Source organism: Roseibium album, assembly GCF_001404515.1.
GTDB classification, from domain to species: domain Bacteria; phylum Pseudomonadota; class Alphaproteobacteria; order Rhizobiales; family Stappiaceae; genus Roseibium; species Roseibium album.
In genome coordinates this window covers 261236-287712 of record NZ_CXWE01000006.1, presented here as the reverse complement: position 1 = coordinate 287712, position 26477 = coordinate 261236, and the positions used below count along the sequence as shown (strand labels likewise).

Below are 26477 nucleotides of genomic sequence, written 5' to 3'. Positions count from 1 at the left end.
CCAATGTCTGAAATCAGCGCGCAAACTACTCATCGGAGCGTGAAAGTCAAGCGCTTGCTTGGCGTCGAGCCAATAAATGCCCATTACGAAAAGGCTGTTCCGTGAGGCATAGCCCCACTAGATCACTTCGCGTACGAAAGAACCCTTCCTGAAAAAATAGTAGGGGATTTCTGTCGCTGGTGAAAGATCGGGATCCCTGGACAATCTCTCTTCGAGATCTGCAAGGATCTTTGTTGTAATCAGGGGCAGTTCCTTCTCCCGTGCCTCATCAAGGGTGAGCCAGGCACAATCCTCAAGTTCACCTGAAGGTCCGGTTCCTTCCGGTAGCTGATCCGCGATCGCATCTGACCAGACCGCAAGAAAACGCGTATCGAAGCGTCGTGGACGTTGCGGCGGGGTAATTGCTCTTGCCACCATGCGCAATCCGCCAAGGTCGGGCTGAATGCCGCGTTCCTTGAAAGCTTCGAAACCCGTTCCCAGGCGCAACTCGCTTCCCGGGGTTTTGCGGCCGACAAAGAGCCCGGCTTCTTCATATGTCTCCCTGATGGCTGCCAATGCGAACGCACGAACCCGGGCGACCGACTTGCCGTTCTTCAGGCCCTTCGAAAGCCTTGCCTCCACGTCGGGATGATAGGGGATCACGTTGGCTATGCGCGAGTCGGAAGGATCGACCCGCCCACCCGGGAATACAAATTTTCCGGGCATGAAGGTGTGGCGCATGTGACGTCGCCCCATCAGCAGTCTTACGGTTCCACCGGAATCACGATCCAGAACGAGCAGTGTCGCCGCGTCTTTTGGTCGGATGTAGGGGTAGTCTCCTGCCTTTTCATCCTTCGCCAGCTGCTTTTCGAATGAACCGCTCATGAGATCCTTTCGGAAGGTGAAGGCGCAAGCGGGAAGTCGTCCTCGGCGTCCGGGTCAAACCCGTGCATGTAAAGCGCCCATTGGAGGCCGACCAGAGCGCCTTTGACGGGGCGCATGAGCCCCAGCGACAGAATGATCGTCAAGGGGACCCAGATGGACATGTGGATCCAGATCGCGGGGCGCCATAACACCTCCACGATCAGCAGCGCCGGAATGATGATGTGTCCGACAATCGTGATCGTGAAATAAGGTGGCGCATCATCCGCGCGATGATGATGAAACTCCTCACCGCACTCTGAACAGGCATGACGGACTGTCAGAAAGCCATCGAAGATTTTCCCTCGACCGCAATTCATGCATTTGTTGATCGCGCCACGAAACATGGCCGGCATAACGGGACGGCGCGGTTTTTCGGCGTAGATTTCCGGAATGTCCACGTCGTCTTTCAAGTCGTAGCGAACCGTCACTTGGACCTCCTTCGGCTCGTTTTTCGCGTGGAGGTCTTGGAGCGGCCACCCTTGGGAGGTCCGCGACGGACTTTCGGTGCGGTCTTGCGGATTTTCTTGCCGGCAATGCGTCCGTGACTGAGCAGCTCGAATGTCAGGGCACCTGCAAACGGTGCTGCTTCCACCAGTTTGACTTCCACCTGATCGCCAAGTTGGTAGGTCTCACCGGTTTTGTCACCTATCAATGCGTGCGACCCTTCGTCGTACCTGTAGTAGTCGAGGCCGATGGTTGACGCGGGAACGAATCCGTCCGCTCCGGTATCCTGCAAGCGGATGAACATTCCGGACTTGACGACACCCGCGATGCGACCCTGGAAAGTCGCACCGATCTGATCGCTCATCCAGAGCGCAATCAGCCGGTCGATCGTATCCCTCTCGGCCAGCATGGCCCGGCGCTCTGCAGCCGAGATTTCCGCTCCGATCGCTTCGAGTTTGCTTTCAATGCCTTCCGGCAAGCCGTCCTTTCCCAGCCCGAGCGCCGATATGAGACCTCTGTGGACGATCAGGTCGGCATAGCGGCGGATGGGTGAGGTGAAATGTGCGTAGCGGCGAAGGTTAAGTCCGAAATGTCCGATATTCTGTGGCGTGTATTCCGCCTGTGCCTGGCTGCGCAAAACAACTTCGTTCACGAGATTTGCTTGTGGGCTGTCCTTGACCTTGGCCAGTATTCCGTTGAACACCGAAGGACGCAGCCCGCCGGATGAAGGCAGTTTCATGTTGAGCGTGGAAAGAAAATCCTTGAGGCTTTCCAGCTTTTCGGGTGTCGACGCGTCGTGCACACGGTAGAGAAGAGGGCTCTTCTTTTTCTCCAGCGTTTCTGCAGCCGCCACGTTGGCCTGGATCATGAATTCTTCGATCAGCTTGTGGGCATCCAGCCGCTCAGGCACGAAGACATGATCAACAGTGCCATCGTCCTTCAACTTGATCTTTCGTTCCGGCAGGTCCAGCTCAAGAGGCTCTCGGGCGTCGCGACCCTTCTTGACAACCGCATATGCATCCCAGATCGGCTGAAGCACTCCTTCCAGGAGTGTTCCGGTTTTGTCATCGGGCAATCCGTCGATCGCTTTTTGCGCCTGATGATAGGAGAGTTTGGCTGCCGAGCGCATCAGCACGCGATGAAAGGTATGGCTGATCTTGCGCCCCGTCTTGTCGAAGACCATGCGAACTCCGAGCGCCGGTTTGTCCTCCAACTCCCGCAGCGAGCAGAGTTGATTGGAAATGCGCTCCGGCAGCATCGGAATGACACGGTCCGGAAAATAGACCGAATTTCCGCGGATGTTGGCTTCCCGGTCCATCGGCGAACCCGGTGTCACGTAGTAGGCAACATCTGCAATGGCCACATAAACGATTTGGCCGCCATGGTTTTCCGGACTGTCATCCGGTTCCGCAAAAACCGCGTCGTCGTGATCCTTCGCATCCGGCGGGTCGATTGTAATCAGCGGTATCCGGCGCCAGTCCTCTCGCTTGCCGAGCGTTTCAACCGGTTTTGCCTCCTCGGCCTGAACTTCGACCGCGGCTGGAAACACGTGCGGAATGCCATGAGACTGAAGGGCAATTTCCGAAACCGCCTTTTCGGAATTCATCGATCCGAATCGTTCAATTATGGAGGCGCGCGGATTCCCGAATCGACCGGAACGCGTCACCTGAACACTGACAAGGTCGCCATCATCGGCTTCCTTCAGGTCTGAAGGGTCTACATCGAGTTCACGCTGTTTGCGGTCGATAGGTTCCAGGTAGGGCAGGCGGTCGCCGTCACGCTTGCGGAAGATGCCGAGGACGGCCCCTTGTTTCTTTTCAAGGACCTTGATGACGCGCGCAACATGGCTGGCCTCAGGACCGGCCTCAGCTTCGGTCAAACGTATCAGGGCCCTGTCGCCGACACCTGGCTGCGTCGCCTTTGTCTTGCCGGTCAGCACCAGGATCCTGGGTGGATCCCCGGCGTCCTCGTCCCAGTCGACTGGCACGCCCAACAGGTCGCCGTCGCTGTCGCGCCCGATCAGGTTCGCCACGAATACCGGAGGCAAGTCGCCTGGCCTGATCATGCGTTTGTTTCGTTTTTCGATCAGCCCCTCTTCGGAGAGATCTTTCAGCATCTTTTTCAAATGGATGCGAGCGCCGCCGATAATTCCGAAATGGCGTGCGATTTCGCGTTTGCCTGCCCGGCCCGGATTATCAGCGACAAAAGCGAGAATGTCTTCGCGGGAGGGCGTTTCGCCTGGAACCTTGGCGTGTTTTCTCTTGGTGTGCTTGCGTGTGTTAATGCGTTTCGCGCTCAAGACGCATCATCCCACGGCACTTCATCCGACGATGCGTCGACAGCCACTTCCTTCGTGGATTTGGCACTCGTTTTTTTCGCTGCCGCCTTTCCGGCAGTCGGTTTGGATTCACCATTCGCCGTCTTGGTCTTCTTCGGGCTGGACTTCTTGGCGGCGGACTTTTTCTTACCGCCGCCCTTTGCCGCCTTTGCGGCAACCAGTTCGAGCGCCTGTTCCAGGGTGATGGCCTTCGGATCCGTGTCCTTTGGCAAGGTTGCATTGATCTTGCCGTGTTTCACGTAAGGACCGTAGCGTCCGTCAAAAACATTCACAGGCCCGCCTTCGTCAGGGTGTTCCCCGAGTTCCTTCAGCGGCGTGGCTGCAGCGCCACGGCGTCCTCCACCCTTTGCGCGTTTTTCAGCCAGCGCATCCACGGCACGGTTGATGCCGACCGAAAAGACTTCATCGGGTGTCGTCAAATTGGCATAAGTTCCCTCGTGCAGCACAAAGGGACCATAGCGACCGATCCCGGCGGAAATCATCTTGCCGTCTTCAGGGTGCAATCCGACTTCACGCGGCAGCGACAGCAGTTGAAGCGCCTTGTCCAGGTCCATGTCCGGTGCCGACCAGCCCTTGGGCAGCGAGGCTCTTTTGGGTTTTGCCTCTTCGCCGAGCTGAACATAGGGGCCGAAGCGCCCTTTCCTCAGGGAGACATCCAGTCCGCTTTCCGGGTCGACGCCAAGTACCTTGGGACCTTCGTCGGCGTCACCATCCTCGCCATTGGGTTTTCCGAGTTGGCGGGTGAAGCCGCACTCCGGATAGTTGGAACAGCCGATGAATGCGCCCCAGCGGCTGACCTTCAATGAGAGCTGACCCGTGTCGCAAGTCGGGCATTTGCGCGGGTCCGTGCCGTCTTCCTTCGGAGGAAAGATGTGCGGACCGAGCAATTCGTTGAGGGCATCGATCACTTCGGAAACGCGGAGGTCCTTGATCTCGTCGACAGCGCCCGAAAAGTTCGTCCAGAAATCGCGCAGGACATCCTGCCAGGAAAGTTCCCCGGCAGATATCTTGTCGAGTTTCTCTTCCAGGCTTGCAGTGAAATCGAACTCGACATAGCGCTGGAAGAAACTCTCAAGAAACGCGGTGACGATACGACCTTTGTCCTGCGGCACCAGCTGTTTCTTCTCCAGCTCGACATAGTCGCGGTCGCGCAGGGTCTGCAGGGTGGACGCATAAGTGGAAGGACGACCGATGCCGAGTTCTTCCATCTTTTTCACGAGGCTCGCTTCCGTGTAGCGGGGCGGGGGGGTGGTGAAATGCTGCGACGCCTCGATCGCATCCGACTTACCATCAACGGATGTCGCGGTCAGCGTCGCGCCGTCGTCGACAGCGGGGAGCCGCCGGGAGTTCTCGTCTTCCTCGTCGTCGCGCCCTTCCTGGTAGAGCGCCAGAAAACCGTCAAACCGCACAACGGAACCGGTTGCGCGGAGATTGGCGTTCTTGCCAGCTCCTTTTGCAAGGATTTCGATCGTGGTGCGTTCCAGGACGGCAGATTCCATCTGCGATGCCATCGTCCGCTTCCAGATCAGTTCGTAGAGTTTCGCCTGGTCGGGATCCAGGAACCTGGCCACGTCTTTCGGGCGCCGCGAGAGATCTGTGGGCCTGATTGCCTCGTGTGCTTCCTGAGCGTTTTTCGCTTTTGTAGAGTAAACACGCGGTTTTTCAGGCACATAGTTTGCGCCGAAGTCCTGACTGATCACGCTCCGGGCAGCCGCGATGGCTTCGCCGGCGATCTGCACGCCGTCGGTACGCATATAGGTGATGAGGCCGGAGGTCTCGCCACCGATGGAAATGCCTTCGTAAAGTTTCTGGGCAACCTGCATCGTGCGGGAAGCTGCAAAGCCGAGTTTACGGGACGCTTCCTGTTGCAGCGTGGAGGTTGTGAAAGGAGCTGCGGGATTGCGCCTGGCCGGTTTCGAGGCAACGCTTTCGACGGCAAAGCTGGCGCTTTCCAGCATCGACTTTATGGTCGAGGCTTCAGCCTCGTTGTTGATGTCATGGCGGCCGATTTTCCGCCCGTCAAAACCGGTAAGTCCGGCTTGGAACATATCTCCGGCCGGTGTCTTCATGTTGGCGAAGATCGACCAGTATTCCTGCGCTCTGAAGACTTCGATTTCCATCTCGCGGTCGCAAATCAGGCGCAGCGCGACCGACTGGACCCGGCCTGCGGATCGCGCACCTGGCAATTTGCGCCACAACACGGGAGACAGGGTAAAGCCAACGAGATAATCGAGTGCGCGGCGGGCGAGATAGGCGTCTACCAGCGGTGTATCCAGCTGGCGCGGGTTGTCCATCGCTTCAAGGATCGCTTTTTTCGTGATCGCGTTGAACACAACGCGTTCGACTTGCTTGTCCTTCAGCACGCGTTTTTTCTGCAGCACCTCCAGAACGTGCCAGGAAATTGCCTCTCCCTCGCGGTCAGGGTCGGTCGCCAGAATAAGACGATCGGCTTCCTTGACCGCATTTGCAATTTCCGTCAGCCGTTTCTGGGATTTGCTGTCCACTTGCCAACTCATGGCAAAATTGTCGTCTGGCTGCACCGAGCCGTCTTTTGGAGGCAGGTCTCGCACGTGACCATAAGAGGCCAGGACCGTGTAGTCGGTGCCAAGATATTTGTTGATCGTCTTGGCTTTCGCCGGCGATTCCACAATGACGACGTTCATTCTTACCCAAATTTTTTTGCCGGAAACGGAGCCCCCGCCCGGTGGAGAAGGAGAATTAAGTTGCGCAGACGATCACGGATCGCGCGCCGACTGTCAAATGGACCTTTGCGCGTCCGGGGTCAAGTGACCTCTTGCTTGGCATAGTTTTCCACGGTTGAATCGGCATGTTGAAAAGCTACGAGGCGCGAAAAAGTCATAGTGCGCAGAATTGGTTGAAACGCACATGCCCACGTAACCCGGCTGAGGCAAGACTGCTTCCCAAATTTCTTCGAAAATCGTCTGCGGTTGGTGTGACGGTTCCAGGTTCTGTCGACGACGGTGGGCCGTCCGGTTTCTTTTTCTATCCCATCACCAGCGAAACCTTTTGCCCGGCATGCCGTTCAAGACGGCCGGCGAGTTCCAGTTCCAGCAGGATAACGTTGACCAACCTGGTGTTGCCTTCGACAAAGCGGATGAGTTCATCGATTTCTATCGGGCTCGGACCCAGAGCGGCGGTAATTTTCGACCGCAACCTGTCGTCTGGTTCACTCCGCAAGACGGGTTTTTCACCGGCTGGATCCAGAACGCCCTGGAACAACGGCAGGGCAGGGTCGCCGCGGTTTCCAAGGTCTTCAAGGACGTCTTCAGCCGACCGGGCCAGGATGGCACCTTGCCTGATGAGACCATTTGCACCTTCAGAGCGTGGATCCAGCGGAGATCCCGGAACTGCATAAATGTCCCTGTTCTGCTCAAGCGCATAGCGTGCGGTGTGTAGTGACCCTGATTTTTTTGCCGCTTCAATCACCACGACACCAAGAGAAACACCCGAGATCAACCTGTTGCGCCGGGGAAAGTCCCGCCCGCGAGGCTTCCAGCCGAACGGCATTTCGCTGACAGCCGCACCACCGGTCTCGATGAGGGCCGCAAGGAGCTGTTCGTGTTCCGGGGGATAAAGTACATTGAGCCCACCGGCAAAGACCGCCAATGTACCCGTCTGCAGAGCCGCTTCATGCGCGGCGGCATCTATCCCGCGCGCCAGGCCGGAGGCAATCGCAAATCCGTGCGTTCCCAGATCGCGAGCAAAACTGCCGGCAAGCTTGCGGCCGGAAAGCGAAGCATTGCGCGCACCGACAATGGCGATCATTCGCGGAGTTGACGTGACGGCTCCACCTTTTACCGACAGCAGCGGCGGCGGGCCATCAATGTGCTTCAGGTGAGGAGGATAGTCAGCTTCTCCCAGGGCAACAAGCCGAGCCCCGAAATGACGATGTGCCTCCAGCTCGTCGGCGGCATCGTCTTCTGAACAAAGCCTGTAACTCCTTTTGCCGCCACGCCTTGAAAGTTCGGGCAGCAACTCAAGTGCCTTCTCGGCGGAACCGGTATGGTTCAGGAGGTCGCGGAAAGTCGCCGGGCCGATATTTTCCGAACGTATCAGGCGCAGCCATGCAAGACGCTGACTTTCGGAAAGACAACGGGTTTTATTTGACGTTGCGCCTCTCATGCGCCTCCGTTGCCGGTATTTGTTTCCGGCGCAGGGGACGAACCCGATTTGGCTCCGATCCGGCTTTCTTCGCCGCGCAGGAGCCGGCCGATGTTTTCATGATGCTTGGCCCAGAGCAGGACGGTCATGAGCAGTGCCATTTCCGCCAACTGAAAACGGTTGAAAACCAGATAGAGGATCACCGGTGTTGCAAGGCTGGCCGACAGGGCGGAAAGAGAAGAATAGCGAAACAGGACCGCCATTCCGATCCAGATCGCAACAAAGATCAGTCCCGCAGGCCAGAAAAGCCCGAGCATGATGCCGATATAGGTGGCAACACCCTTGCCACCCCTGAACTTGAGCCAGATCGGGAACAGGTGTCCGAGGAACGCGCCAAATCCCGCTACGAGCGCCATTTCCTGCCCGTAGAAACTGCTCACGATCAGGACGGCTGCGGTGCCCTTCAACGCATCGCCCAGAAGAGTCGCGGCTGCCAGGGGCTTGTTCCCGGTGCGCAGGACGTTGGTCGTCCCGATATTGCCGGACCCGATATTGCGGATATCTCCAAGGCCCGCCAGTCGTGTAAGGATCAGGCCGAACGGGATGGATCCCAGCAGATAGCCGAAGGCGAGAGCTCCGAGATAATAGGGCCAGGCGAATTCCCAGCTGATCGGATCTGGCACGCGGACTATCTCCCTTTTCGCGCAATCGGTTGTTGAAGCGGCACTGTAACGATATGGCGTCCCGGATCAAGTCCGGAACCGGCCGTCGTGACTTGCCTGGCAACTCTGTTCTATCGCCACGCAAAAATGGGCCGCGTTGGACAAAAGCGGGAATAAACCGGTCATTTTGACAGTTTGTATTTTTCGGCCTGGACAACCAGTGGTCCGAATGGCGCCGTAATGCTCGCCCTCAGTGGAACGAGGAAGGGTTTGTTGCCGACGGGAGCCAGCCAGACTTCCATTGATTTGTTTTTGGCGAGTTGTTGAATGGTTTTCCGTTTGGGTCTGTGACCGGCTACCGGTTCATACCGGGCTCTGCATACCAGTACATCCCCTTTGAAACGACCATCTGACGTTCTGGCTTGCCGTTTTGTCTTGTAGCTCAGGTGAACGTTATAGCGTTCCTTGCCGTCAAAAAGTTCCAGCGACCGGTTGCAGCTCTCTTTTGACAGACCATTGGGCGCGGGGAAGACGGCGGCGGTCAACGGATCCAGTACGTTTTTCAGGTGTGCGGCAGTCACCTTGATGCGCTGGTTCATCTTGTCTTGCGGCGGATTGACGGCAACTTTGCTGACGGCCCCTTTTCGCATCTGCATTGAAATCGAGCCGTTCTCGTCTTCGCTGATGACATTGAGCGCGAAACTTTCGGGTTCAAGTTCACCTTTGCTGATCCCGCCGCGCACGTTGACGGAGCCTTTGCCATCTGAAACGAGTTTACCGAAGGCTGCTGTTCCTCCGCTGGCATCGATAGAGTACGAGGTGTCATTGAAATCCACCGAAAGGACACCCGAACCGATCGGAAGGCCGACCGCGAACAGTTTGTACTTCATGTAGAGATCAGCGGCTGCGGCCTGACCGGCCGTCAGGGTAAGGGCAAACAGGGACAGGTATATCGGGCGCATCGACAGATCCATTCATAGTGTTCGCTCGCGTCAATTATCTGGGCGAATTTGACGCGAATGGGGTGGCCGGATCCAACACCATCCAGCCTGAATGCAATCTGAATGCATCGTATGCCTGAAATTCAGGACCTTCTAGGAATAGGTGTAGGCTGTTCTGCCCGCGACTACGGTCTGCACGACCCGACCGGAAAAGCGCGCATCCTCAAAAGGAGAGTTCTTGGACCTTGACCTGATTGTGCTCTTTTCCAGAACCCAGGGTCTTTCGAGGTCGAAAACCGTCACATCGGCAGGTGCACCCTTGCTCAGGCGGCCGGTTTCGAGACCCAACCGGTCAGCCGGTCCGCTGGTCATCGTGCCGAGCAGCGTAACAAGGTCGACCTGTTCGGAATGGTAAAGCCTCAGCGCCGCGGCCAGAAGTGTTTCGAGGCCGATCGCGCCGTCTTCGGCCTCTGCCCAGGGGTGCCTCTTGGTTTCGACGTCCTGCGGATCGTGGTTGGAACAGATAATGTCGATGGTCCCGTCCGCGACAGCGGCAATCATGGCCTGGCGATCGTCCTCGTCGCGCAGGGGAGGCGACATTTTGAAAAAGGTCCGATAGGCGCCGATATCATTTTCGTTGTGTGTAAGATGATTGATCGACACGCCTGCGGTAATATCCAGGCCGCGTTTCTTTCCTGTTCGGACGACTTCGGTGCTGTCGGATGTCGAAATCAGGTTCGCGTGATATTTTCCTTTCGACATGGCGACAAGGCGAAGATCGCGTTCAAGCATGATGATTTCGGCTTCGCGCGGAACACCTGAAAGCCCCTTCCAGCTCGCATTGAGGCCGGAATTCATGACGCCGCCCGCAAGGTCCGGATCTTCCGTGTGGTGAATGACGAGCGCATCGAAGTCGCGCGCATAGGTCATCATCCGGCGCATCATCTGGGCGTTCTTGACCGACTTGTGTCCGTTGGTGAAGGCGACGGCTCCAGCTTCCTTCAGAAGTCCGATTTCCGTCATCTCGTTACCCTCAAGCCCTTTTGTAAGGGCGGCCAGAGGATGCACATTGACAATCGCCGTATCCCGGGCCCGGCGCAAAATGAAATCGACCAGGGCCGGATCGTCGATCACGGGGTCTGTGTCGGGCATTGTGCAGATCGTTGTCACGCCGCCGGCCGCTGCCGCCTGAGAGGCACTGGCGAGTGTTTCGCGATGCTCTGCCCCTGGTTCGCCGACGGAAACACACATGTCGATCAACCCCGGACAGGCGATCGCGCCCTTGCAATCGACGATTTCGGCACCGTAGGGCGCTCCCTGGTTCGCCGCTTCGGGGCCGGCTGCCAGAATTGTGCCGTCCGCGATGATGATAGAGCCGGGGGCATCCAGCTCGCGTGCCGGGTCGATCACCCTGGCATTGGAAAGAACCAGAGGTCTTGGGGTATCGAGTGCCACGATGAAGTTCCTCTAGTTGTTCGGCAGGTTGGCGGCAAGCGCCTCGAGCACGGCCATGCGCACGGCAACGCCCATTTCGACCTGTTCGCGGATCAGGCTCTGAGGTCCGTCGGCGATGGAAGCATCTATTTCCACCCCCCGGTTCATCGGTCCCGGATGCATGACAAGGGCGTCGTCCCTTGCAAACGCCAGTTTTTCGGCGTCGAGGCCAAAGTAGCGGTAGTATTCGCGAACCGAAGGGACAAACGCACCGTTCATGCGTTCGCGCTGAAGCCGCAGCATCATGACGATGTCGGCGCCCTTCAAGCCTTCCCGCATGTCGCTGAAAACCTCGACCCCCATCTTGGCGATGCCGGATGGCAAGAGCGTCGTCGGGGCAACGACCCGAACTCTCGCCCCGAGCGCATTCAGGAGAATGATGTTGGAGCGTGCGACACGCGAATGCGCAATGTCTCCGCAGATTGCGACCGTCAGCCGGGCGATCTTGCCCTTGTGTCGCCGTATCGTCAGGGCGTCCAGGAGTGCCTGGGTCGGGTGCTCGTGCGGACCGTCTCCTGCGTTGACAACAGAACAGCCAACTTTGCGGGCAAGCAGGTGGACGGCGCCGGCCGCGTGATGCCTTACCACCAGCAGATCGGGATGCATGGCGTTGAGCGTCGCTGCCGTATCGATCAGCGTCTCACCCTTTTTGACCGAGGACTGGGACACGGCCATGTTCATGACATCCGCACCAAGCCGTTTGCCGGCCAGTTCAAATGAACTCTGGGTGCGCGTGGAATTCTCGAAAAAGAGATTTATCTGGGTCCGGCCCTGCAGAACATGCTTTCGCTTGTTCACCTGCCGGGAAACCTCGACGGCTTCTTCGGCTCGGTCCAATAGTCCCAATATTTCGTGGGGATGAAGTCCCTCTATGCCCAGCAAATGACGATGGGGGAAGGGGCTGTCTCGATGGATATCTGTCGCGGTCATCGAGACCATCCCTATAGGTGGAATCGTGGACATGCACAAGATCAGATTTCATCTCGTACCCGATGTCCACATGATCGCCAAATATTTGAACAAATGGACAAAATACCGATGTCCTGTTGAGGACCTAGGTAAAGACGAGGAGAGCCAGGGGAATGGTGACCGTGGCCGAGAGCGTTTGCAACGTGACGATTTCCGCCATCAGTTTTGCGTCGCCGCCCATTTGCCGTGCAAGCAGATAGGAGTTGCTGGCACAGGGAACCGAGCTTGCGATGATCACGACGGCAAGGGCCGTCCCTTCTATCCCGAACAGCTTCGCAAAACCGAAGGCTACGAGAGGCATGAAGACAGGCCTCAGAAAGGTTCCGAGCGCGAGCGCGGGACCCGGTTTGCGCAGCGATCCCAGGTCCAGTCCGGCCCCGACACAGATGATGCCGATCGGCAGGGCGGCACGCGCAAAGATTTCCAGCGTGTCGGAGAAGACCAATGGCAGGGAAAGGCCGCTGAAGTTGAAAACAACACCGGCGCCGATCGAAAGAATGAACGGATTTGTGTAGAGGTCCTTGAAGATCTTTGCACTGCTCGGTGCTGAACCGCTGGCAAAGCGTGACAGCACCACGATGCTCATGATGTTCACGACAGGAATCAGGAACACCATGGCGACCGCAAGCAATGCCAGCCCTGTTTCTCCGGCAAAATTGTTCGCGATGGCAAGCGCGATCATTGCATTCCAGCGAAGAGTGCCTTGAAAAATCGACGTGAAACGGACGGCCGCTATTCCGAGGGAGCGTTCAAGGATCGGGCGCATGATGAAAAGCAAGGTCGCCATGACAGCGATGGTGGCAAGAAGTGCGCCACCCATGTCGAAAGTTGGAAAACTCGTGAAATCTGCTTGCGATATTGTTTGAAACAGAACGGCGGGGAACAGTACGAGATAGGCGAGCCTTTCGACACCGCGCCATTGCTCATCCGTGATCAGCCCGGTTTTTGCGATCAGATACCCTGAGGCAATGACAAGGATGACCGGGAGGAGAGCGGCGACTGTCGCGGACATGGCTTGCTTTCGCGGTTGACGGAACCCGGACATGCCGAAAGGCGTCGGAGAGAAGGTGAGGGAATGACGGGTGACCGTAAGAGGTTGGTGATCAGTCTGAACTCATGAACCCGAGCCGGTCCAGAAAACCCTGCAAAATGTAGGCAGCGGCCATCTTGTCGACGACTTCGGCACGTTTTGCCCGGCTGGAATCTGCCTCAAGCAACGTGCGTGTCACGGCAGCTGTTGAAAGACGTTCGTCCCAATAGGTGATCGGCAGCTCTGTCTTCTGGGAAAGGTTCCGCGCAAAGGCTCGGGTTGCCTGGGCACGTGGCCCTTCGGTGCCATCCATGTTCAGTGGCAGACCGAGCACAATTCCGCCCACCTCCTGCTCAGCGCAAACTGCCAGCAACCGCTCCGCATCAATAGTGAATTTCTTGCGTCTGATTGTTTCCATCGGGGAAGCAATGCCGCGTCCGAGATCGGAAAGCGCAAGGCCGATGGTCTTGGTGCCCAGATCAAGGCCGATCAGGCGAGTGTTGGCAGTCAGCTCTGCCAGAAAGTTCTCTAGTGAAAGTGCGGGGTCGTTTGCCATGGCCGGGCTTTATCAGGGCGGCTCCGAAAAGACCAGTTTGAACTCTCCGCGATCGAGACTTTGTGCAACCAACCTGTTCTTGCGCAATTCGGGGCAAGGTCTATTCTCCAATCTTGTCACTGTGTTCTCTCAGGAGATTCTCATGAAGCTCACCTGGTACGGCCATTCTGCGTTCAAGATTGAATTTGACGACACATCCATTCTGATCGATCCGTTTTTGACCGGAAACCCGTCCTTTCCTGAGGAGCTCTCGGTGGATCAGGTGTCAGACGGCGTCACCCATGTTGTGCTTACTCACGGGCACGACGATCACATCGGCGACGCAGTGGAAATTCTGAAGAAAAGCGGGGCTCAACTCACCTCGAATTTCGAAATCTGCATGTGGGCCAACCGTCAGGGTGTAAACAATATCAGCCCCATGAATACCGGAGGCATGGTTGATGCCGGACCGTTCAAGATTGCGCTGACAAAAGCTGAACATTCCTCTTCGAAACAAGCGGACGGCGAAGCCGTTTATCTAGGCAATCCGCATGGGGTCATCATCGAAGTTCCCGGTCGCAAGGTGATTTATCACATGGGCGATACCGATATCTTCTCGGATATGGCCTTGATAAACGAGATCTACCGGCCGAAGATCGGGATCGTTCCGGTGGGAGATCGATTCACGATGGGCGGCAAAGTTGCGGCCATGGCCTGTACCCGCTTCTTCGATTTCGACACGATCGTACCGTGCCACTACGGGACGTTTCCGATCATAGACGAAACCGCCGATGCCTTTGTCACCGCCATGGGAGCCGAGGCGAGCAGGGTGAATGCCATGAGACCGGGCGTGAATATCGAAATTTAGGAAAGACTGTGAGCGGTGAGGCCAAGATGAATTTCAGACTGTTTCCAATCGGCCTATTTCTGGCCGCGTGTCTTGCAACGGCTTCTGCGACAGCTGCCGACAAGTCGATCACACCCAACGGCAAACCTGCGCCTTCTCAGCCGCTTGCCAAACCGGGCTCGCAGGCAGCCGAGCCGAACGGATCTGCGACAACGGACAACGAGTCTTACGACAAGGTGAGACAGGTCTATGCAGGCGATTTGACGGTAGCGGGTGAAAAGGTCGTGTTTCCCGAGGGAAATCAGTCGGTGAAAGCCCTTGAGATTACGATGGAGCCCGGCGAAGTCACCGGCTGGCACAAGCATGGAGCTCCGCTGTTTGCCTATATGCTGGAAGGTGAAATCACCGTGACCTATGACGGCATCGGCAAGAAACTGTACCGCCAGGGAGAAGGCTTGCTGGAAGCCATGAATGTTACGCACCGGGGTGAAAACACGGGGGATGGGCCAGCCAGGATCCTCGCCGTTTTCCTGCTCGGTGACAATTCGCACGCTGTCGTTGCCGAAGAACCGCCGGGTTCCGATCAGCAAAAGATCCAATGACTGTTTCGGATGCCCGTTTGCCTTTCCAAAGAATTGCAGCCGGTGACATGAAATGTTTCTAGTCTTCTTTTGCCCAACATGAACAAAGTTTCACGGGAATTTCCGGTCGGCGATCATATCTAACCTTCAAGGCGCTGGCAGAGGGAATTTGACTTGGTATGGCCAGCTGATTTCGGAGGGCCTTCTCGTGCATTTGGTAAAGTCGGACAACCTCATCGACCGCGGCCTGCGGGCTGCGGAATACAACATCTTCGAGCAGAACAGGATATGGGCTCGCTATTCGAACGAGAAGCCTGATGTCGCGGCAAGCCTGATGAGAACTATCCGGGCTCTTCATTCGAGAATGACGGATGACCGCGAGCTTTCGGCATTGTCTGTCGGAGCGGGCAACGAACCGCAATTCAGGATTCTGCAGTCGGCTTTTCAACGTGGTCTCTGGCTTTACGACATAGACGGAGCTGCACTTGCGACGATCCGGGAGCGGCAGGTGCGCCAGGCACTGGAAACGGTTCGTCTGGTGCAGGGTGACTACAGGCGTGATTTTCAGGACAGTTCCGTTGCCCGGCAATCACTCGAAACGATCTTCGATGGACAAAGGCAGGATCTCATCACGCTTCACCATTGCCTTTATTATTCGAAGGCCAGCGAGTGGCCTTGCCTGGTTAGGGCTCTTTACGATCAAGTGCTGACGCCAACCGGCGCAATTCACATGGTCATGATGTCGGCGAGAGAAACGGCTCCCTTTACGACGACCTGGCTCTACAATCATTTTGCCGGCGAGTATTTCGGGTCTTCAACGGATCAGGATTTGCCCGGCCTTCGACACGAACTGAGCCACAACAAGGGTCTGATTGACTGCGAGTTTATCTCGGAAACACACAAGGTCCAGTTCTGGGTCGATGATTTCGATCTCTTCATGTCCGTCGTCTGGATGATACTTCTTTATCCGCAAGGGCATGACTATTCCCTGGACCAGAAGATCGAGATTACGGAGTTTATCATCGAACACTTCTGGTTGCCGCAACGCCCGTTGGTGCAAACGCAGGACTACGTCACGCTGCACAAGTCTGGTTCCGGCAGGGCGCCGTCATAGGATCGGGGAGCCGGTCTGAATACGGCGGCTGGCTCGTTGTTTGAAGTCCAGCCGGACTACGCGGATATGGATGTACCCGGCAGGGGCCCGGCAAAGCTGGTCCCGTTGAACCGCCGATGCGCCTGAAGCGCATCGGCGCAAGGGAACTGCCGCAAACGGTCGCCGGTAAACAGAACACCGGATCTGAAGATCGAAACCTGGTGTACATTGCTTACAGTTGCTGTTGAAGCCGGCTTCCTTTGTCGGCGTTTGATCCGTCAGAGTCGGTTCAACAGGGCAGGGGTTGGCCAGGCATCGGCCGGCATTCCGAGTTTTTGCTGTACGTCCTGAACCGCCGCTCTTGTGCCTGCACCGAGGATGCCGTCGATCTTGCCGACGTCATACCCCTTGTTCCGAAGCTTCGTCTGGAGTTGCTTCATCTGGGCATCGTTGAGGCCCGGGTCCGGATTACCGGCATCGTAGCGGGGAGCACCGGCAAGGCGTGTGGCGAAATAGGCCGCCGATGTCGTGTAGATGAACGACTGGTTCCATTCCAGGTAAATGTTGTAGTTCGGATAGGCAAGGAAGGCCGGGCCCTTGCGTCCCTGTGGAAGCAGCAGCGAGGCGGGCAGATTTGAGGATATCGAACCCCAGCGCGGCTGCACACCGAGCGCCGCCCACTGGGCGCCTGTTTTGGTCTTGCCGAGGCCTGATTCCGCCCAATTGAGGTTTTGTGGAACGGCCACCTCCTGCAGCCAGGGTTCTCCCCGGCGCCAACCAAGATGGTTGATGAAGGCACCTGCAGTCAGGATCGCGTCCGCCGCGCTTTGCTTGAGGCGAACATGACCGTCGCCGTCTCCATCCTTCCCGAACTTGATGATGTCTTCCGGCAACATCTGAACCATGCCGATTTCGCCGGCCCATGCGCCCGTTGTGCGCTGCGGGTCGAGATCGCTGTTCTGGACCATTTCGATTGCCGCAATCAGCTGGGGGCGAAACAGTTCCGGCCGGCGGCAGTCATGCGCAAGTGTCGCCAGCGCGTTGACGGTATTGAAATCACCCTGCACGGCGCCGAAATCGGTCTCCAGGGCCCAGAAGGCGGTGATGACAGGTGCTGGTACGCCATACTCATTTTCCGTACGCTGGAAAATGCTGGCGTATTTTTTCATGTTGGCAGCGCCGTTTTTCAAGCGGTAGTTGGAGATTACCCGCTTGGAAAAGTCCAGGAAGGTCATCTTGAAGACGCCCTGCGCCCTGTCACGGGACAGGACCTTGCGGTCGATCCGGGCTCCTGAAAGTGTCCGGTCGGCCGCATTTGCGGACAAACCCTTTGCCACGGCTTCCTGTTTTACGCCGGCAAGAAATTGCCCGAAATCGCCACCGCATTGCTGGGCAGAAGCGGCACCTGTCAAAAGGCAAAGACCTGCTAGAAAGCCGGAAACGGATTTAAGCGTGAAATGCGCGCGGCGTGTCATGAAAAGTCCTGTCGTTCCTGTGTGTGGCCAGTGAAGGAGCGGGCCTGAAAATCGGCCATAGTTGACTGTGCTTCGCCAGCAAGGTCAACAGGAACGGCTGACTAAGGTCGGTTCATCCACGAAGACCATTGATGCTCAGCGGCAGCTTCCGAAATCCGACCCGACAATGATGCCGCCTTCCGGCGTCCTCTTCAAAGGTGCATTGACACTGGCCGACGAGCGGCAATTTGAGGAAGGGGAATTCTGAATGCCTGCTGCGGGGTATCCGGGCGTGGAATGAAAGGGTGCCACGTTCGCTCCGGACGTTTGCTGTTCGCACATCTGATAGGCCATGTCGTAGAGCGCCTGCCAGCCGCCAGGAAGCGACCCCATGTTGTTCAACACTCCGAGTGCCCCGCCGGCGCGCGCGCCGCGCCGGGCTCCGGACGGTCCGGCCCAAGCACCGCCGACGACGGCCCCGGCCATGCCGCCGGAAACCGTGTCCCCCACAACATCACCGCTTCCGACATAGGAATTTGCGTAGTCGGTCGCATAGACGACACAATCGGTGCCACCGGCCTGCGCGGTCGTTGGCGAAATCACCCCCAGCACGAGAAAAAGGACACTGGATAAAATGGCCGGTCGTTGAAACATGGTCGGTCTCCGGGACATCCCTCAGCAGGAGCAATGGCGAGCAAGCCGTCTTCGCATGTGCCGATGTGGATTGTCGGGCTTTGCATATTGCTGACGCCAAACCTACTGGAGCGGACTTAACAAGCTTCTACCGAACTGGTTCAAATTCCTCCCGGGAGGCTGGCCGTGCCAGAAATTTCTGGCCGACAAAGCCTGTCTTTCCCTGATATGTGACACCGCACCACCAGGCTCCGCAGACCTGGAAGCTGACATGCGTATCTTCCGGGATCACTGCGATGATTTTGCCGTTCTTGTCTTCCGTCGAACGCATGTTGACAGAGGCCAGTGTTCGTCCCGTGTTCGAGTAAGAGACGTTGGTTTGCTCAGCTCCCGATCGCACCGGCAATCGTGATGCATTCTCATCAACTGCATTTTGTGAAGCGGAAACAACAGGTTCAATCGCTGCACTTTCCCGGGTCTCCGCTGAAGAGGCCAAGGGGGATGGGACGGGCGTCACGGTTGCGTTGCTGGCCAGGAGAGGATAGCCGGTCCGAAGAGACGGTTCTTCTGCATTTGCGGCATCAATACGCCGGTCACTTTGGTCTGTTGCGCGGGGCGGTGAAGAAGTCGAATTCGTCGCCGTTCTTTTTGAAACCCTTGCAAGCGTGACGGGATCCGGCGTGCTTGAACCGCCAACTGCAAAGGCTTTTTGAATTCTGTCCTTGGCCTTTGCTATTTGAGCTGGCGTGGCGGACGGCCATCCGCTGGAGCTCCGATTTTCTTCCCCGGAAACGAGGGTTCCTGATGTTTCTGAAGAGGGTGTATCAAGAGAGGGATTTGCCAAAATCAGCTCTGTTTCCACCGGTCGCGCGACATTTTTTTCTGCATTCAGCATTTCGGGCAGTCCGAGTGCGAGCGCAGCTCCCCCGGCAAGACCGATAACCAGAGTGCTGGCCAGCAGAAACCTGAAGCTGGGTCCACCAGAGTTTTTTGCGGGGTTTTTGGAGCGGTTATCCGTCACCTGGATCGGGGTGCTTTTGGGCAATTCGCGGATGCTTCGGTTTTGAAGAACATTCGGCATTTCGAACGTGTCCTCTTCCCCGTCCTCGATCATTCTGGGTCTCTTGATATCGGAGGCGTGTTTGTCTTTTGCATCTGTGTGCAGCTGAAGTATTTTCGCAGCGAGTTCGCCTGGATCGATACTCTGGAGCGTATCTCGAAACTCATCGTTCGACTGTGAGCCGCTGACCAAGCGCGGGTCACAGGTCTCCGCTTGCTCTGGAGTTTGATCCTCGTTGCGGCCCGTTCTGGCATCGCAAGTGTTGGCAGGCGCGGATACTGAATACATTTGGCCCTCCTGATATCGCGGTTCGGGCGCGCGCTGGGCGGTCACCTATTCCTGATTATCGTTTTATTAATCTTCGTTAATGCGACCGCACACAGGCCGGATTGCGGCGACTATGGGGAATTTCTCGTGAATTATGACAGGGTTGTGATTTTGCCGTGCCTCACGCCGTGGACGTTTGCAAATGCCTAACCAGTTCTTGCGATGCTGAGATTCGATACGGGCAAATGAATGGCTGGTACGCGAAGCCATATTTGCCGGCGTGGCCGCGGGACGATCGGACAAAAAAGAAATGATACGTGGGATCTTGGTAAAAACTGCCGGTGTTCTGGCCGCAATCGGCCTCATGGGCGACGCTGCTTTGGCGCAGGAAGAAAAGCAGCTCAGGATCGGTTTCATGGCAACCCTGTCGGGACCGGCCGCCATTTACGGCGAACACATGCGTGACGGCTTCATGCTTGCGGTCAATCAGTCCAATGGAGCGCTTGGCGGCCTGCCGACAAATGTCCTCGTCGTCGACGACAAGCTCGACGCGGACTATGCAGTCGAGCAGGTCACGAAGCTGATCGACAAAAACGGCATTGATCTTCTCGTTGGCGTAAATTTTTCAAAGGTAATGCTGGCCGTCCACGATCCCGTCGTAAGATCCAGAACCTTGTTTATCGGAACAGGATCCGGTCCAGCGCCGATCGCCGGCCGCGATTGCAATCGCTACTTCTTTTCCACCGCGTCGCAGGACGATCAGGTTCATGAGACCATGGGCCGCTATGCCAGCCTCAAGGGATACCAGCAGGTTGTGACCATTGCCCCGGATTATGAGGCCGCCCGCGACGCGATCGCGGCTTTCCGCCGACATTTCAAAGGTCAGATAGCCCGGGAAATCTTTCCCAAGCTGGGACAAACCGATTTTTCGGCCGAATTTGACCAGATCGCGGGAATTGAACCGGACGCAATATACGCATTCATGCCTGGAGGGATGGGAGTGGAACTGGTCAGGCAGTTTCAGACATCTGGAATAAAGGGCATCATTCCCTTTCTGTCGTCCCAGACCGTGAACGGGGTGACATTGCCACATTCAAAGGAGACGGGAGAGGGGCTGTTTTCGGCATCTCACTGGGCACCAAACCTCGATAATCCGGCCAACAAACGGTTCGTTCGTGAATTCGGCCGTGCGTACGACTACGCTCCCTCCGTCTATGCCGCGCAAGGGTATGATGCGGCAAAGCTGATTCACTTTGCGCTTGAGTTGACTGGCGGTGTGAAGGATCAGGAAGCAATGCTTTCAGCCATTCACGCAGCCCCTTTCGAAAGTGTTCGCGGAGATTTCCGCTTCAATTCCAACCAGTTTCCGATCCAGGACTTCTATCTGGTGGAAGGCGTCAGGCGCACCAGCAGGCTCTATGAGATGGAAGCGATTGCCCGCGTTTTCGATGACGTTGGGGATGCGTTTTCTGGCTCGTGCCGCATGTGACCTGACAGGGGAGCTGTATTCCCACCACCTTTTTGAAACGGTCAGTCCACAAATTGGTTTCGAGGGTCTTGCATTCCGGACTGTACGGTCCATATCATGGTGCATGACGAAAACGAGCGCTCAGTCCCCGACATCGAAAAGCCGCCCGGCCGGACCGGGACGGCCGCGTAATTTTGATGAGGCGACTGCTCTGGAACAAGCATTGTTCGTCTTCTGGAAAAAAGGCTACGAGGCCACTTCGCTGGAAGATCTCACAAAGGCGATGGGCTTGAGCAGGTCGAGTTTTTATGCAGCCTTCGACAGCAAGCAGGCCCTTTTTCTGAGGGCCTTGGAGCATTACTCGCGCAACGGGCTTCGCAACTTGAAAGATGTGGCGGAGACGTCTGACGGAAATCCCGTGGAAGCAATGATGCAGGCTCTCTCCGACCCGCAGGGCGGGTCGAAAGGCTGCATGCTGGTTAACTGTATAACGGAGCTGGCACCGCATGACGCAGAAGTTGCCGAAATCGGCCGCCGGCATCTCGAGAAGATCGAGGAGATTTTCGCGCAGGTTCTTGACCCCGGCAATCCGGATGCCGTTCGCGACAGGGCGCGCGCCTATTCATCACTTGCGATCGGAACGCTTGCGCTTCGAAAGGCTGGATTTTCGGCAGATTGCATAGCCGATACCCTGAAACAAGCACAAACAATTCTAACTGCCTGACAAGAAATGTCCGGTGGAATGAGTGCAACACTGCCTGTGATCATGCAGGCTTATTTATGGACCGAATGTTCCATAAATAGATCTGGCAACTTAAACGACAGAAAAAGGAACCGATAATGTCTGATGCAAAACTGTTCGCACCCGCCAGGGCCGGCGCGATTGAGTTGAAAAATCGCATTGTCATGGCACCGCTGACACGCAATCGGGCGAGACCTGAAGACGATGCTCCGATCGAATTGCATGCTGAATATTACGGACAGCGCGCAGGTGCAGGGCTGATCATCACGGAAGCTTCGCAAATTTCACCACAAGGAAAGGGATATGCCTGGACCCCGGGCATTCATTCGGACGCACAGGTGGAAGGCTGGAAAAAAGTGATTGACGCCGTGCACGCAAAAGACGGCAAGATCGTCATCCAGCTCTGGCATGTCGGCCGGATTTCACACCCCGTATTGCAGCCTGGTGGAGCCGACCCCGTTGCTCCGTCGGCTATTGCAGCGAATTCAAAGACATTCGACGGAACACAGTTTGTCGACACCCCCAGCCCCCGCGCTCTGGAAAGGCACGAAATTCCCGGCATTGTCGAAGACTACCGAAAGGCGGCTGAAAACGCCAAGGAGGCCGGCTTTGACGGGATTGAGGTGCATGCAGCGAATGGATATCTGATCGACCAGTTCCTGAGGGACGGATCCAACAAACGGAGCGATCAGTATGGCGGTTCGATTGAAAACCGAACGCGCTTTCTGAAGGAAGTCATGGATGCGGTCGTCGCGGTCTGGGGTGCTGACAGGGTCGGCGTCCGCCTGAGCCCGTTCTCCAATGCCAATGATATCGCAGACAGCAACCCGCAGGAAACGTTCTCCCATGCCATCAGGCTTTTGAACGGGTATGGGCTTGCATATCTTCATCTGGTCGAAGGCCAGACGGGCGGGCCCCGGGACATACCTGAAGGCGGAGATCTTGCAGCGCTCTATGCGCTCTTTGAAGGGGCGAAGATGGGCAACAACGGCTATGACCGGGACTTGGCAATCAATGCCGTTCACTCGGAGGCAATCGATCTTGTCGCGTTTGGTCGCCCCTTTATTTCAAACCCGGACCTGGTCGACAGGCTTGCAAGTGCTTCACCGCTGAACGCATTGGATCCAGAGACCCTCTATGGCGGTGGAGAGAAGGGCTACACGGATTATCCGACATTGGCCGAAAGCTCCGTAGCAGCATAACAACAGTTGCCTCTTTCAGGCTGTCCGACATCCACCCCTCCAGGGCAGTCTGATAGATAGCCGGTACAGGTCCTCCACCTGTGCCGGCTTTCTTTTCATGCGAATTGCCCAGATAACTTCACCCGATCAGCATAGAGGACCGCGCACCAGGTGCCGAGGCAAACCTCGATGCCCATGGCAACAAGCAGGGATACGGGAGGCAGGCCGTCGAGCGGCAGGCTTATAAGCCGGCCGATGCCATAGGACAAGAGCAGCCCGGCGGATGCGAGCAGGGCAGGTCCCTCGAGTGCCTGCCTGAAGAGACCGCATAACGCGAGTACCCCTGCCAGCAGGATAAAAACACCCGGGGCCCGTATTTCGCTCATCATGGCGGCGGAAGGATCGAGCACGCGCCCGTTGAGCGCATAGAGTGACGCGGGGAAAAACGTGACCAGCGTGCCAACTGGCAAAAGGGTGAAGGCGGACAGTCCAAGCGCGATTTTTCTGTTCGGATTTGACATGAGAGATCTCCAAATAATTATCTGCGCCTTCAATTTGTACGGGTTGCTTTGGACTTTCTATGTCTTGAAATCTGAAAAAACTTGCAGTTCATCCAGAAAACTGGATCCTGCATATTCGATTTGGGGAGGTATCCGTGACAGCAACTGATCAGTTGACACCGTCGTCACCAGCGACAATGGCAGATCCGCTTGGAGACGTTTTTCATCTGCTCAAACTGACCGGGACTTTTTATTGTGCTCCCGAGCTGAGGGAGCCCTGGGGCATTGATGTGCCCGATCTCGCGGAACGGATGGTTCTCGTTGCAGTCACGGAGGGGGCATGTGTGCTCTTTCTTGAGGACCAGACAGAGATCGAACTGAGGCCCGGTCAGTTGATACTTCTCCCTCACGGGCGGCCGGTGAAATTGAAAAGCTCAAGGGACGTGACCGCCACCCCACTTTTCGACATCCCCGCCAAACGGCATAGTCCGAATTACGAAACCATGATCTTTGGTGGCAGTGGTCGTCTCACGCGCATGATCTGCGGCGTATTGCGGGTTGATCATGCCGTGGCAAAAAGGTTGATCGACCTGCTGCCGTCCAAGATTTTCCTCGACACTTTCGATCAGGGTGCAAGCACCTGGCTTCACAGTACACTCCGGTATCTGGCAGAAGAAGCCGGAGACCCCAGGCCTGGGGGTGAGGTGGTGCTGACACGCCTGGCCGACATCTTGGTGGTCCAGGCGATCCGAAGCTGGCTTGAAAAGTCGGATGGGCACGAGGCCGGATGGATCGGCGCTCTCCGGCATCCGAAACTCGGACGCGCCTTGCAGGCCTTTCACCGCGAGCCTCATATCACCTGGACGGTCGCAAGGCTCGCAAGGTGCGCCGGTATGTCGAGATCGGCCTTTTCTGCCAGGTTCAAGGAAATGACAGGAGAAGGGGCCATGCAATACGTGACGCGCTGGCGCATGCAGCTGGCCTGGACCGAATTTCAGGATGGAGAGATGTCACTTGGTCAGGTTGCAGCGCAGCTTGGCTACGATTCTGAAGCGGCCTTTTCACGGGCATTCAAACGAGTTACCGGGCACACACCCGGATCGGTGCGCCGGGTGTCGCGCTAGGCCCCCGGGAGTTACCAGGCGCGCCGGGCGTTTCAATTGGAAGCAACCGTACCGGAGCGTACTCTTTTTGTGTTTTCAGACCTTTCGTTCTGGTCAAAAACCTGTCAAACCCCATATCAAATCAAATTCGGGCGCGGGTTTTCTGCCGGTATCAGCAACCATATTCAAGCTGATACGGCCGGATTGTCTGCAGACTTTGGGAGAGACGAGATATGCCCCCGTATCGTTCCAGAACTTCCACTCATGGCCGCAACATGGCTGGTGCGCGCGGCCTTTGGCGTGCGACAGGTATGAAGGACGATGATTTCGGCAAGCCGATCATCGCAATATCCAATTCCTTTACCCAGTTTGTGCCCGGACACGTTCACCTGAAGGACCTCGGCCAGCTTGTCGCGCGCGAAGTCGAAAAGGCTGGTGGCGTTGCCAAGGAATTCAACACGATCGCGGTGGATGATGGTATCGCCATGGGCCATGACGGTATGCTTTATTCGCTGCCGTCCCGCGAAGTGATTTCCGATGCGGTTGAATATATGGTCAACGGCCATTGCGCCGATGCCCTGGTGTGCATTTCCAACTGCGACAAGATCACGCCGGGCATGCTGAACGCGGCCATGCGGTTGAACATTCCTGTTGTGTTCGTCTCTGGCGGACCGATGGAGGCAGGCAAGGTTGTCCTGGAGAACGGTGTACAGAAATCCGTCGATCTGGTGGACGCCATGGTCGCAGCGGCAGATGACAGGATGTCCGATGCCGATGTCCTTGCATTGGAGCAGAACGCGTGTCCGACCTGCGGTTCGTGTTCGGGAATGTTTACGGCGAACTCGATGAACTGTCTGACGGAAGCACTCGGCCTGGCTTTGCCGGGCAATGGCTCCACACTCGCAACCCATGCGGACCGCGAGCGGCTCTTTGTCGAAGCCGGTCACCTGATCGTCGATCTCGCCAAACGCTATTACGAGCAGGATGATGAAAGTGTTCTGCCGCGTAATATCGCGAATTTCAAGGCGTTCGAAAATGCCATGACCCTCGATATCTCGATGGGGGGGTCGACCAATACGATCCTGCATCTTCTGGCCGCATCCTATGAAGGGGAAATCGGCTTTACGATGGATGACATCGACCGGCTGTCGCGGCAAGTGCCTGTGCTTTGCAAGGTCGCCCCGGCGGTTGAAAATATCCATATGGAAGATGTTCACCGGGCCGGCGGCATCATGGCTATCCTTGGTGAACTGGATCGCGCCGGAAAACTGCATACCGACAATCCGACAGTTCACTCCTCAACGATGGGGGAAGCCCTTGCACGTTGGGATATCCGTCAGACCAATTCTGAAAGCGTGCACAATTTCTACAAGGCTGCCCCTGGCGGTGTGCCGACGCAGGTTGCCTTCAGTCAGAACCGGCGGTGGGACGAACTCGATCTTGACCGCCAAACGGGCGTCATTCGCGAAGGCGAGCATGCCTACAGCAATGACGGCGGCCTTGCGGTGTTGTACGGCAACATTGCCGAAGAAGGCTGTGTCGTAAAAACCGCAGGGGTTGACGATAGCATACTCAAGTTTACCGGTCCGGCGCGTATCTTTGAAAGTCAGGACAGTGCGGTTTCGGCGATTCTGACGAACAAGGTCAAATCCGGTGACGTTGTGCTGATCCGCTACGAGGGACCGCGTGGCGGGCCCGGTATGCAGGAAATGCTCTATCCGACCAGTTACCTGAAATCGAAGGGGCTGGGCAAGGAATGCGCGCTGGTGACGGACGGGCGTTTTTCCGGTGGAACCTCGGGCCTTTCGATCGGCCACATGTCTCCGGAGGCAGCAGAAGGTGGCGCTGTCGGCCTGGTGGAAGAAGGCGACACAATCGTTATCGACATCCCGAACCGGGTCCTGAAAGTCGACATTTCCGATGACGAACTGGCACAACGCCGCGCCGCAATGGAAGCGAGGGGTGACAAGGCCTGGAAGCCGATCGAAACGCGCAAGCGCAAGGTCACCAAGGCATTGCGTGCTTACGCCAAGATGACGACAAGTGCGGCCAAGGGAGCGGTCAGGGAAGTGGACTGAGTCGCCTCGATTTTGACGAACAAGAGACAAGG

At 56.8% G+C, this 26477-nt stretch carries 23 protein-coding genes; 8 read left to right on the top strand and 15 right to left on the bottom strand.

Annotated elements, in window-relative coordinates; all coding sequences use genetic code 11:
* Positions 1-117 precede the first annotated feature (117 nt).
* The 11 genes from LA5095_RS21065 to ruvX form a co-directional block, all read right to left on the bottom strand.
* A complete protein-coding gene (locus LA5095_RS21065; RefSeq protein WP_055118484.1) occupies positions 118-864 on the bottom strand; it encodes an NUDIX hydrolase in 747 nt (248 codons plus the stop codon).
* Entirely contained in the window at positions 861-1331 is a 471-nt protein-coding gene (locus LA5095_RS21060) for a DUF983 domain-containing protein (protein WP_235808858.1), read from the bottom strand. The genes LA5095_RS21065 and LA5095_RS21060 overlap by 4 nt, the downstream gene beginning before the upstream one ends.
* On the bottom strand, positions 1328-3646 hold the full coding sequence (rnr, locus tag LA5095_RS21055) for a ribonuclease R (protein WP_055118482.1): 2319 nt from the start codon (positions 3644-3646) through the stop codon (positions 1328-1330). The genes LA5095_RS21060 and rnr overlap by 4 nt, the downstream gene beginning before the upstream one ends.
* Positions 3643-6348 carry a type I DNA topoisomerase gene (topA, locus tag LA5095_RS21050; protein WP_055118480.1) on the bottom strand — a complete coding sequence of 902 codons (2706 nt, stop codon included), beginning with the start codon at positions 6346-6348 and terminating at the stop codon, positions 3643-3645. Before topA ends, rnr begins: the two co-directional genes overlap by 4 nt.
* A 340-nt stretch (positions 6349-6688) precedes the next feature.
* Positions 6689-7828, bottom strand: coding sequence for a DNA-processing protein DprA (gene dprA / locus LA5095_RS21045; RefSeq protein ID WP_055118478.1), 1140 nt, complete (start codon positions 7826-7828; stop codon positions 6689-6691).
* A complete protein-coding gene (plsY, locus tag LA5095_RS21040; protein WP_055118476.1) occupies positions 7825-8490 on the bottom strand; it encodes a glycerol-3-phosphate 1-O-acyltransferase PlsY in 666 nt (221 codons plus the stop codon). Before plsY ends, dprA begins: the two co-directional genes overlap by 4 nt.
* Positions 8491-8651: 161 nt before the next feature.
* Complete coding sequence (locus tag LA5095_RS21035; RefSeq protein WP_158510422.1) at positions 8652-9431, bottom strand: DUF3108 domain-containing protein; 780 nt, start codon at positions 9429-9431, stop codon at positions 8652-8654.
* 132 nt (positions 9432-9563) lie between these two features.
* Positions 9564-10865 carry a dihydroorotase gene (locus LA5095_RS21030; protein ID WP_055118473.1) on the bottom strand — a complete coding sequence of 434 codons (1302 nt, stop codon included), beginning with the start codon at positions 10863-10865 and terminating at the stop codon, positions 9564-9566.
* A 12-nt stretch (positions 10866-10877) separates the two neighbouring features.
* A complete protein-coding gene (locus tag LA5095_RS21025) occupies positions 10878-11834 on the bottom strand; it encodes an aspartate carbamoyltransferase catalytic subunit (protein WP_055119017.1) in 957 nt (318 codons plus the stop codon).
* Positions 11835-11958: 124 nt separating this feature from the next.
* Positions 11959-12885 (bottom strand): AEC family transporter, encoded by a 927-nt coding sequence (locus LA5095_RS21020; protein ID WP_055119015.1) that lies wholly within the window; start codon positions 12883-12885, stop codon positions 11959-11961.
* A gap of 91 nt (positions 12886-12976) precedes the next feature.
* A complete protein-coding gene (gene ruvX / locus LA5095_RS21015; RefSeq protein ID WP_055118471.1) occupies positions 12977-13459 on the bottom strand; it encodes a Holliday junction resolvase RuvX in 483 nt (160 codons plus the stop codon).
* Between the two features lie 142 nt (positions 13460-13601).
* Between ruvX and LA5095_RS21010 the strand changes: the two genes are divergently transcribed.
* The 3 genes from LA5095_RS21010 (at position 13602) to LA5095_RS21000 (ending at position 15980) form a co-directional block, all read left to right on the top strand.
* Positions 13602-14306: a metal-dependent hydrolase gene (locus LA5095_RS21010; protein ID WP_055119013.1), complete on the top strand. Its 705-nt coding sequence runs from the start codon at positions 13602-13604 to the stop codon at positions 14304-14306.
* A 26-nt stretch (positions 14307-14332) separates the two neighbouring features.
* Positions 14333-14887, top strand: coding sequence for a cupin domain-containing protein (locus LA5095_RS21005; RefSeq protein WP_055119012.1), 555 nt, complete (start codon positions 14333-14335; stop codon positions 14885-14887).
* Positions 14888-15074: 187 nt separating this feature from the next.
* Complete coding sequence (locus LA5095_RS21000; RefSeq protein ID WP_144436139.1) at positions 15075-15980, top strand: class I SAM-dependent methyltransferase; 906 nt, start codon at positions 15075-15077, stop codon at positions 15978-15980.
* A gap of 257 nt (positions 15981-16237) precedes the next feature.
* Here the strand turns inward: LA5095_RS21000 and LA5095_RS20995 are convergent, their stop codons facing one another.
* From LA5095_RS20995 to LA5095_RS20985, 3 genes are all read right to left on the bottom strand, one after another.
* Complete coding sequence (locus LA5095_RS20995) at positions 16238-17434, bottom strand: lytic murein transglycosylase (protein ID WP_055118468.1); 1197 nt, start codon at positions 17432-17434, stop codon at positions 16238-16240.
* A gap of 135 nt (positions 17435-17569) precedes the next feature.
* Positions 17570-18067: a hypothetical protein gene (locus tag LA5095_RS20990; RefSeq protein ID WP_055118466.1), complete on the bottom strand. Its 498-nt coding sequence runs from the start codon at positions 18065-18067 to the stop codon at positions 17570-17572.
* Positions 18068-18194: 127 nt separating this feature from the next.
* A complete protein-coding gene (locus LA5095_RS20985; RefSeq protein WP_055118465.1) occupies positions 18195-19394 on the bottom strand; it encodes an SH3 domain-containing protein in 1200 nt (399 codons plus the stop codon).
* Positions 19395-19683: 289 nt separating this feature from the next.
* Here LA5095_RS20985 and LA5095_RS20980 point away from each other — a divergent pair, with 289 nt between their 5' ends.
* The 3 genes from LA5095_RS20980 to LA5095_RS20970 all read left to right on the top strand — a co-directional run bounded on the left by LA5095_RS20980 (position 19684) and on the right by LA5095_RS20970 (position 22785).
* Positions 19684-20862: an ABC transporter substrate-binding protein gene (locus tag LA5095_RS20980; RefSeq protein ID WP_082442854.1), complete on the top strand. Its 1179-nt coding sequence runs from the start codon at positions 19684-19686 to the stop codon at positions 20860-20862.
* 103 nt (positions 20863-20965) lie between these two features.
* Positions 20966-21565, top strand: a complete 600-nt coding sequence (locus LA5095_RS20975) for a TetR/AcrR family transcriptional regulator (protein WP_055119010.1) — start codon at positions 20966-20968, stop codon at positions 21563-21565.
* A 116-nt stretch (positions 21566-21681) separates the two neighbouring features.
* Positions 21682-22785: an alkene reductase gene (locus LA5095_RS20970; protein ID WP_055118463.1), complete on the top strand. Its 1104-nt coding sequence runs from the start codon at positions 21682-21684 to the stop codon at positions 22783-22785.
* Between the two features lie 95 nt (positions 22786-22880).
* Here the strand turns inward: LA5095_RS20970 and LA5095_RS20965 are convergent, their stop codons facing one another.
* Positions 22881-23285, bottom strand: a complete 405-nt coding sequence (locus LA5095_RS20965; RefSeq protein WP_055118461.1) for a DUF4345 domain-containing protein — start codon at positions 23283-23285, stop codon at positions 22881-22883.
* 134 nt (positions 23286-23419) lie between these two features.
* On the opposite strand from LA5095_RS20965, the gene LA5095_RS20960 reads away from it, so the two are divergent.
* Together LA5095_RS20960 and ilvD are read left to right on the top strand one after the other, a co-directional pair.
* Positions 23420-24388: an AraC family transcriptional regulator gene (locus LA5095_RS20960; RefSeq protein ID WP_144436138.1), complete on the top strand. Its 969-nt coding sequence runs from the start codon at positions 23420-23422 to the stop codon at positions 24386-24388.
* A 212-nt stretch (positions 24389-24600) separates the two neighbouring features.
* Positions 24601-26445 carry a dihydroxy-acid dehydratase gene (ilvD, locus tag LA5095_RS20955; RefSeq protein ID WP_055118457.1) on the top strand — a complete coding sequence of 615 codons (1845 nt, stop codon included), beginning with the start codon at positions 24601-24603 and terminating at the stop codon, positions 26443-26445.
* Positions 26446-26477 lie beyond the last annotated feature (32 nt).

Bases quoted from the DNA above. Each gene is read 5' to 3' on its own strand.
- ilvD (WP_055118457.1), top strand. From the start codon at position 24,601: ATGCCCCCGTATCGTTCCAGAACTTCCACTCATGGCCGCAACATGGCT.
- LA5095_RS21020 (WP_055119015.1), bottom strand. From the start codon at position 12,885: ATGTCCGCGACAGTCGCCGCTCTCCTCCCGGTCATCCTTGTCATTGCC.
- dprA (WP_055118478.1), bottom strand. From the start codon at position 7,828: ATGAGAGGCGCAACGTCAAATAAAACCCGTTGTCTTTCCGAAAGTCAG.
- LA5095_RS21005 (WP_055119012.1), top strand. From the start codon at position 14,333: ATGAATTTCAGACTGTTTCCAATCGGCCTATTTCTGGCCGCGTGTCTT.
- LA5095_RS20970 (WP_055118463.1), top strand. From the start codon at position 21,682: ATGTCTGATGCAAAACTGTTCGCACCCGCCAGGGCCGGCGCGATTGAG.
- LA5095_RS21025 (WP_055119017.1), bottom strand. From the start codon at position 11,834: ATGACCGCGACAGATATCCATCGAGACAGCCCCTTCCCCCATCGTCAT.
- LA5095_RS20990 (WP_055118466.1), bottom strand. From the start codon at position 18,067: ATGTTTCAACGACCGGCCATTTTATCCAGTGTCCTTTTTCTCGTGCTG.
- LA5095_RS20965 (WP_055118461.1), bottom strand. From the start codon at position 23,285: ATGTCAAATCCGAACAGAAAAATCGCGCTTGGACTGTCCGCCTTCACC.
- topA (WP_055118480.1), bottom strand. From the start codon at position 6,348: ATGAACGTCGTCATTGTGGAATCGCCGGCGAAAGCCAAGACGATCAAC.
- LA5095_RS20995 (WP_055118468.1), bottom strand. From the start codon at position 17,434: ATGACACGCCGCGCGCATTTCACGCTTAAATCCGTTTCCGGCTTTCTA.
- ruvX (WP_055118471.1), bottom strand. From the start codon at position 13,459: ATGGCAAACGACCCCGCACTTTCACTAGAGAACTTTCTGGCAGAGCTG.
- LA5095_RS20980 (WP_082442854.1), top strand. From the start codon at position 19,684: ATGATACGTGGGATCTTGGTAAAAACTGCCGGTGTTCTGGCCGCAATC.
- LA5095_RS20975 (WP_055119010.1), top strand. From the start codon at position 20,966: ATGACGAAAACGAGCGCTCAGTCCCCGACATCGAAAAGCCGCCCGGCC.
- LA5095_RS21065 (WP_055118484.1), bottom strand. From the start codon at position 864: ATGAGCGGTTCATTCGAAAAGCAGCTGGCGAAGGATGAAAAGGCAGGA.
- LA5095_RS21010 (WP_055119013.1), top strand. From the start codon at position 13,602: ATGAAGCTCACCTGGTACGGCCATTCTGCGTTCAAGATTGAATTTGAC.
- LA5095_RS21035 (WP_158510422.1), bottom strand. From the start codon at position 9,431: ATGCGCCCGATATACCTGTCCCTGTTTGCCCTTACCCTGACGGCCGGT.
- LA5095_RS20985 (WP_055118465.1), bottom strand. From the start codon at position 19,394: ATGTATTCAGTATCCGCGCCTGCCAACACTTGCGATGCCAGAACGGGC.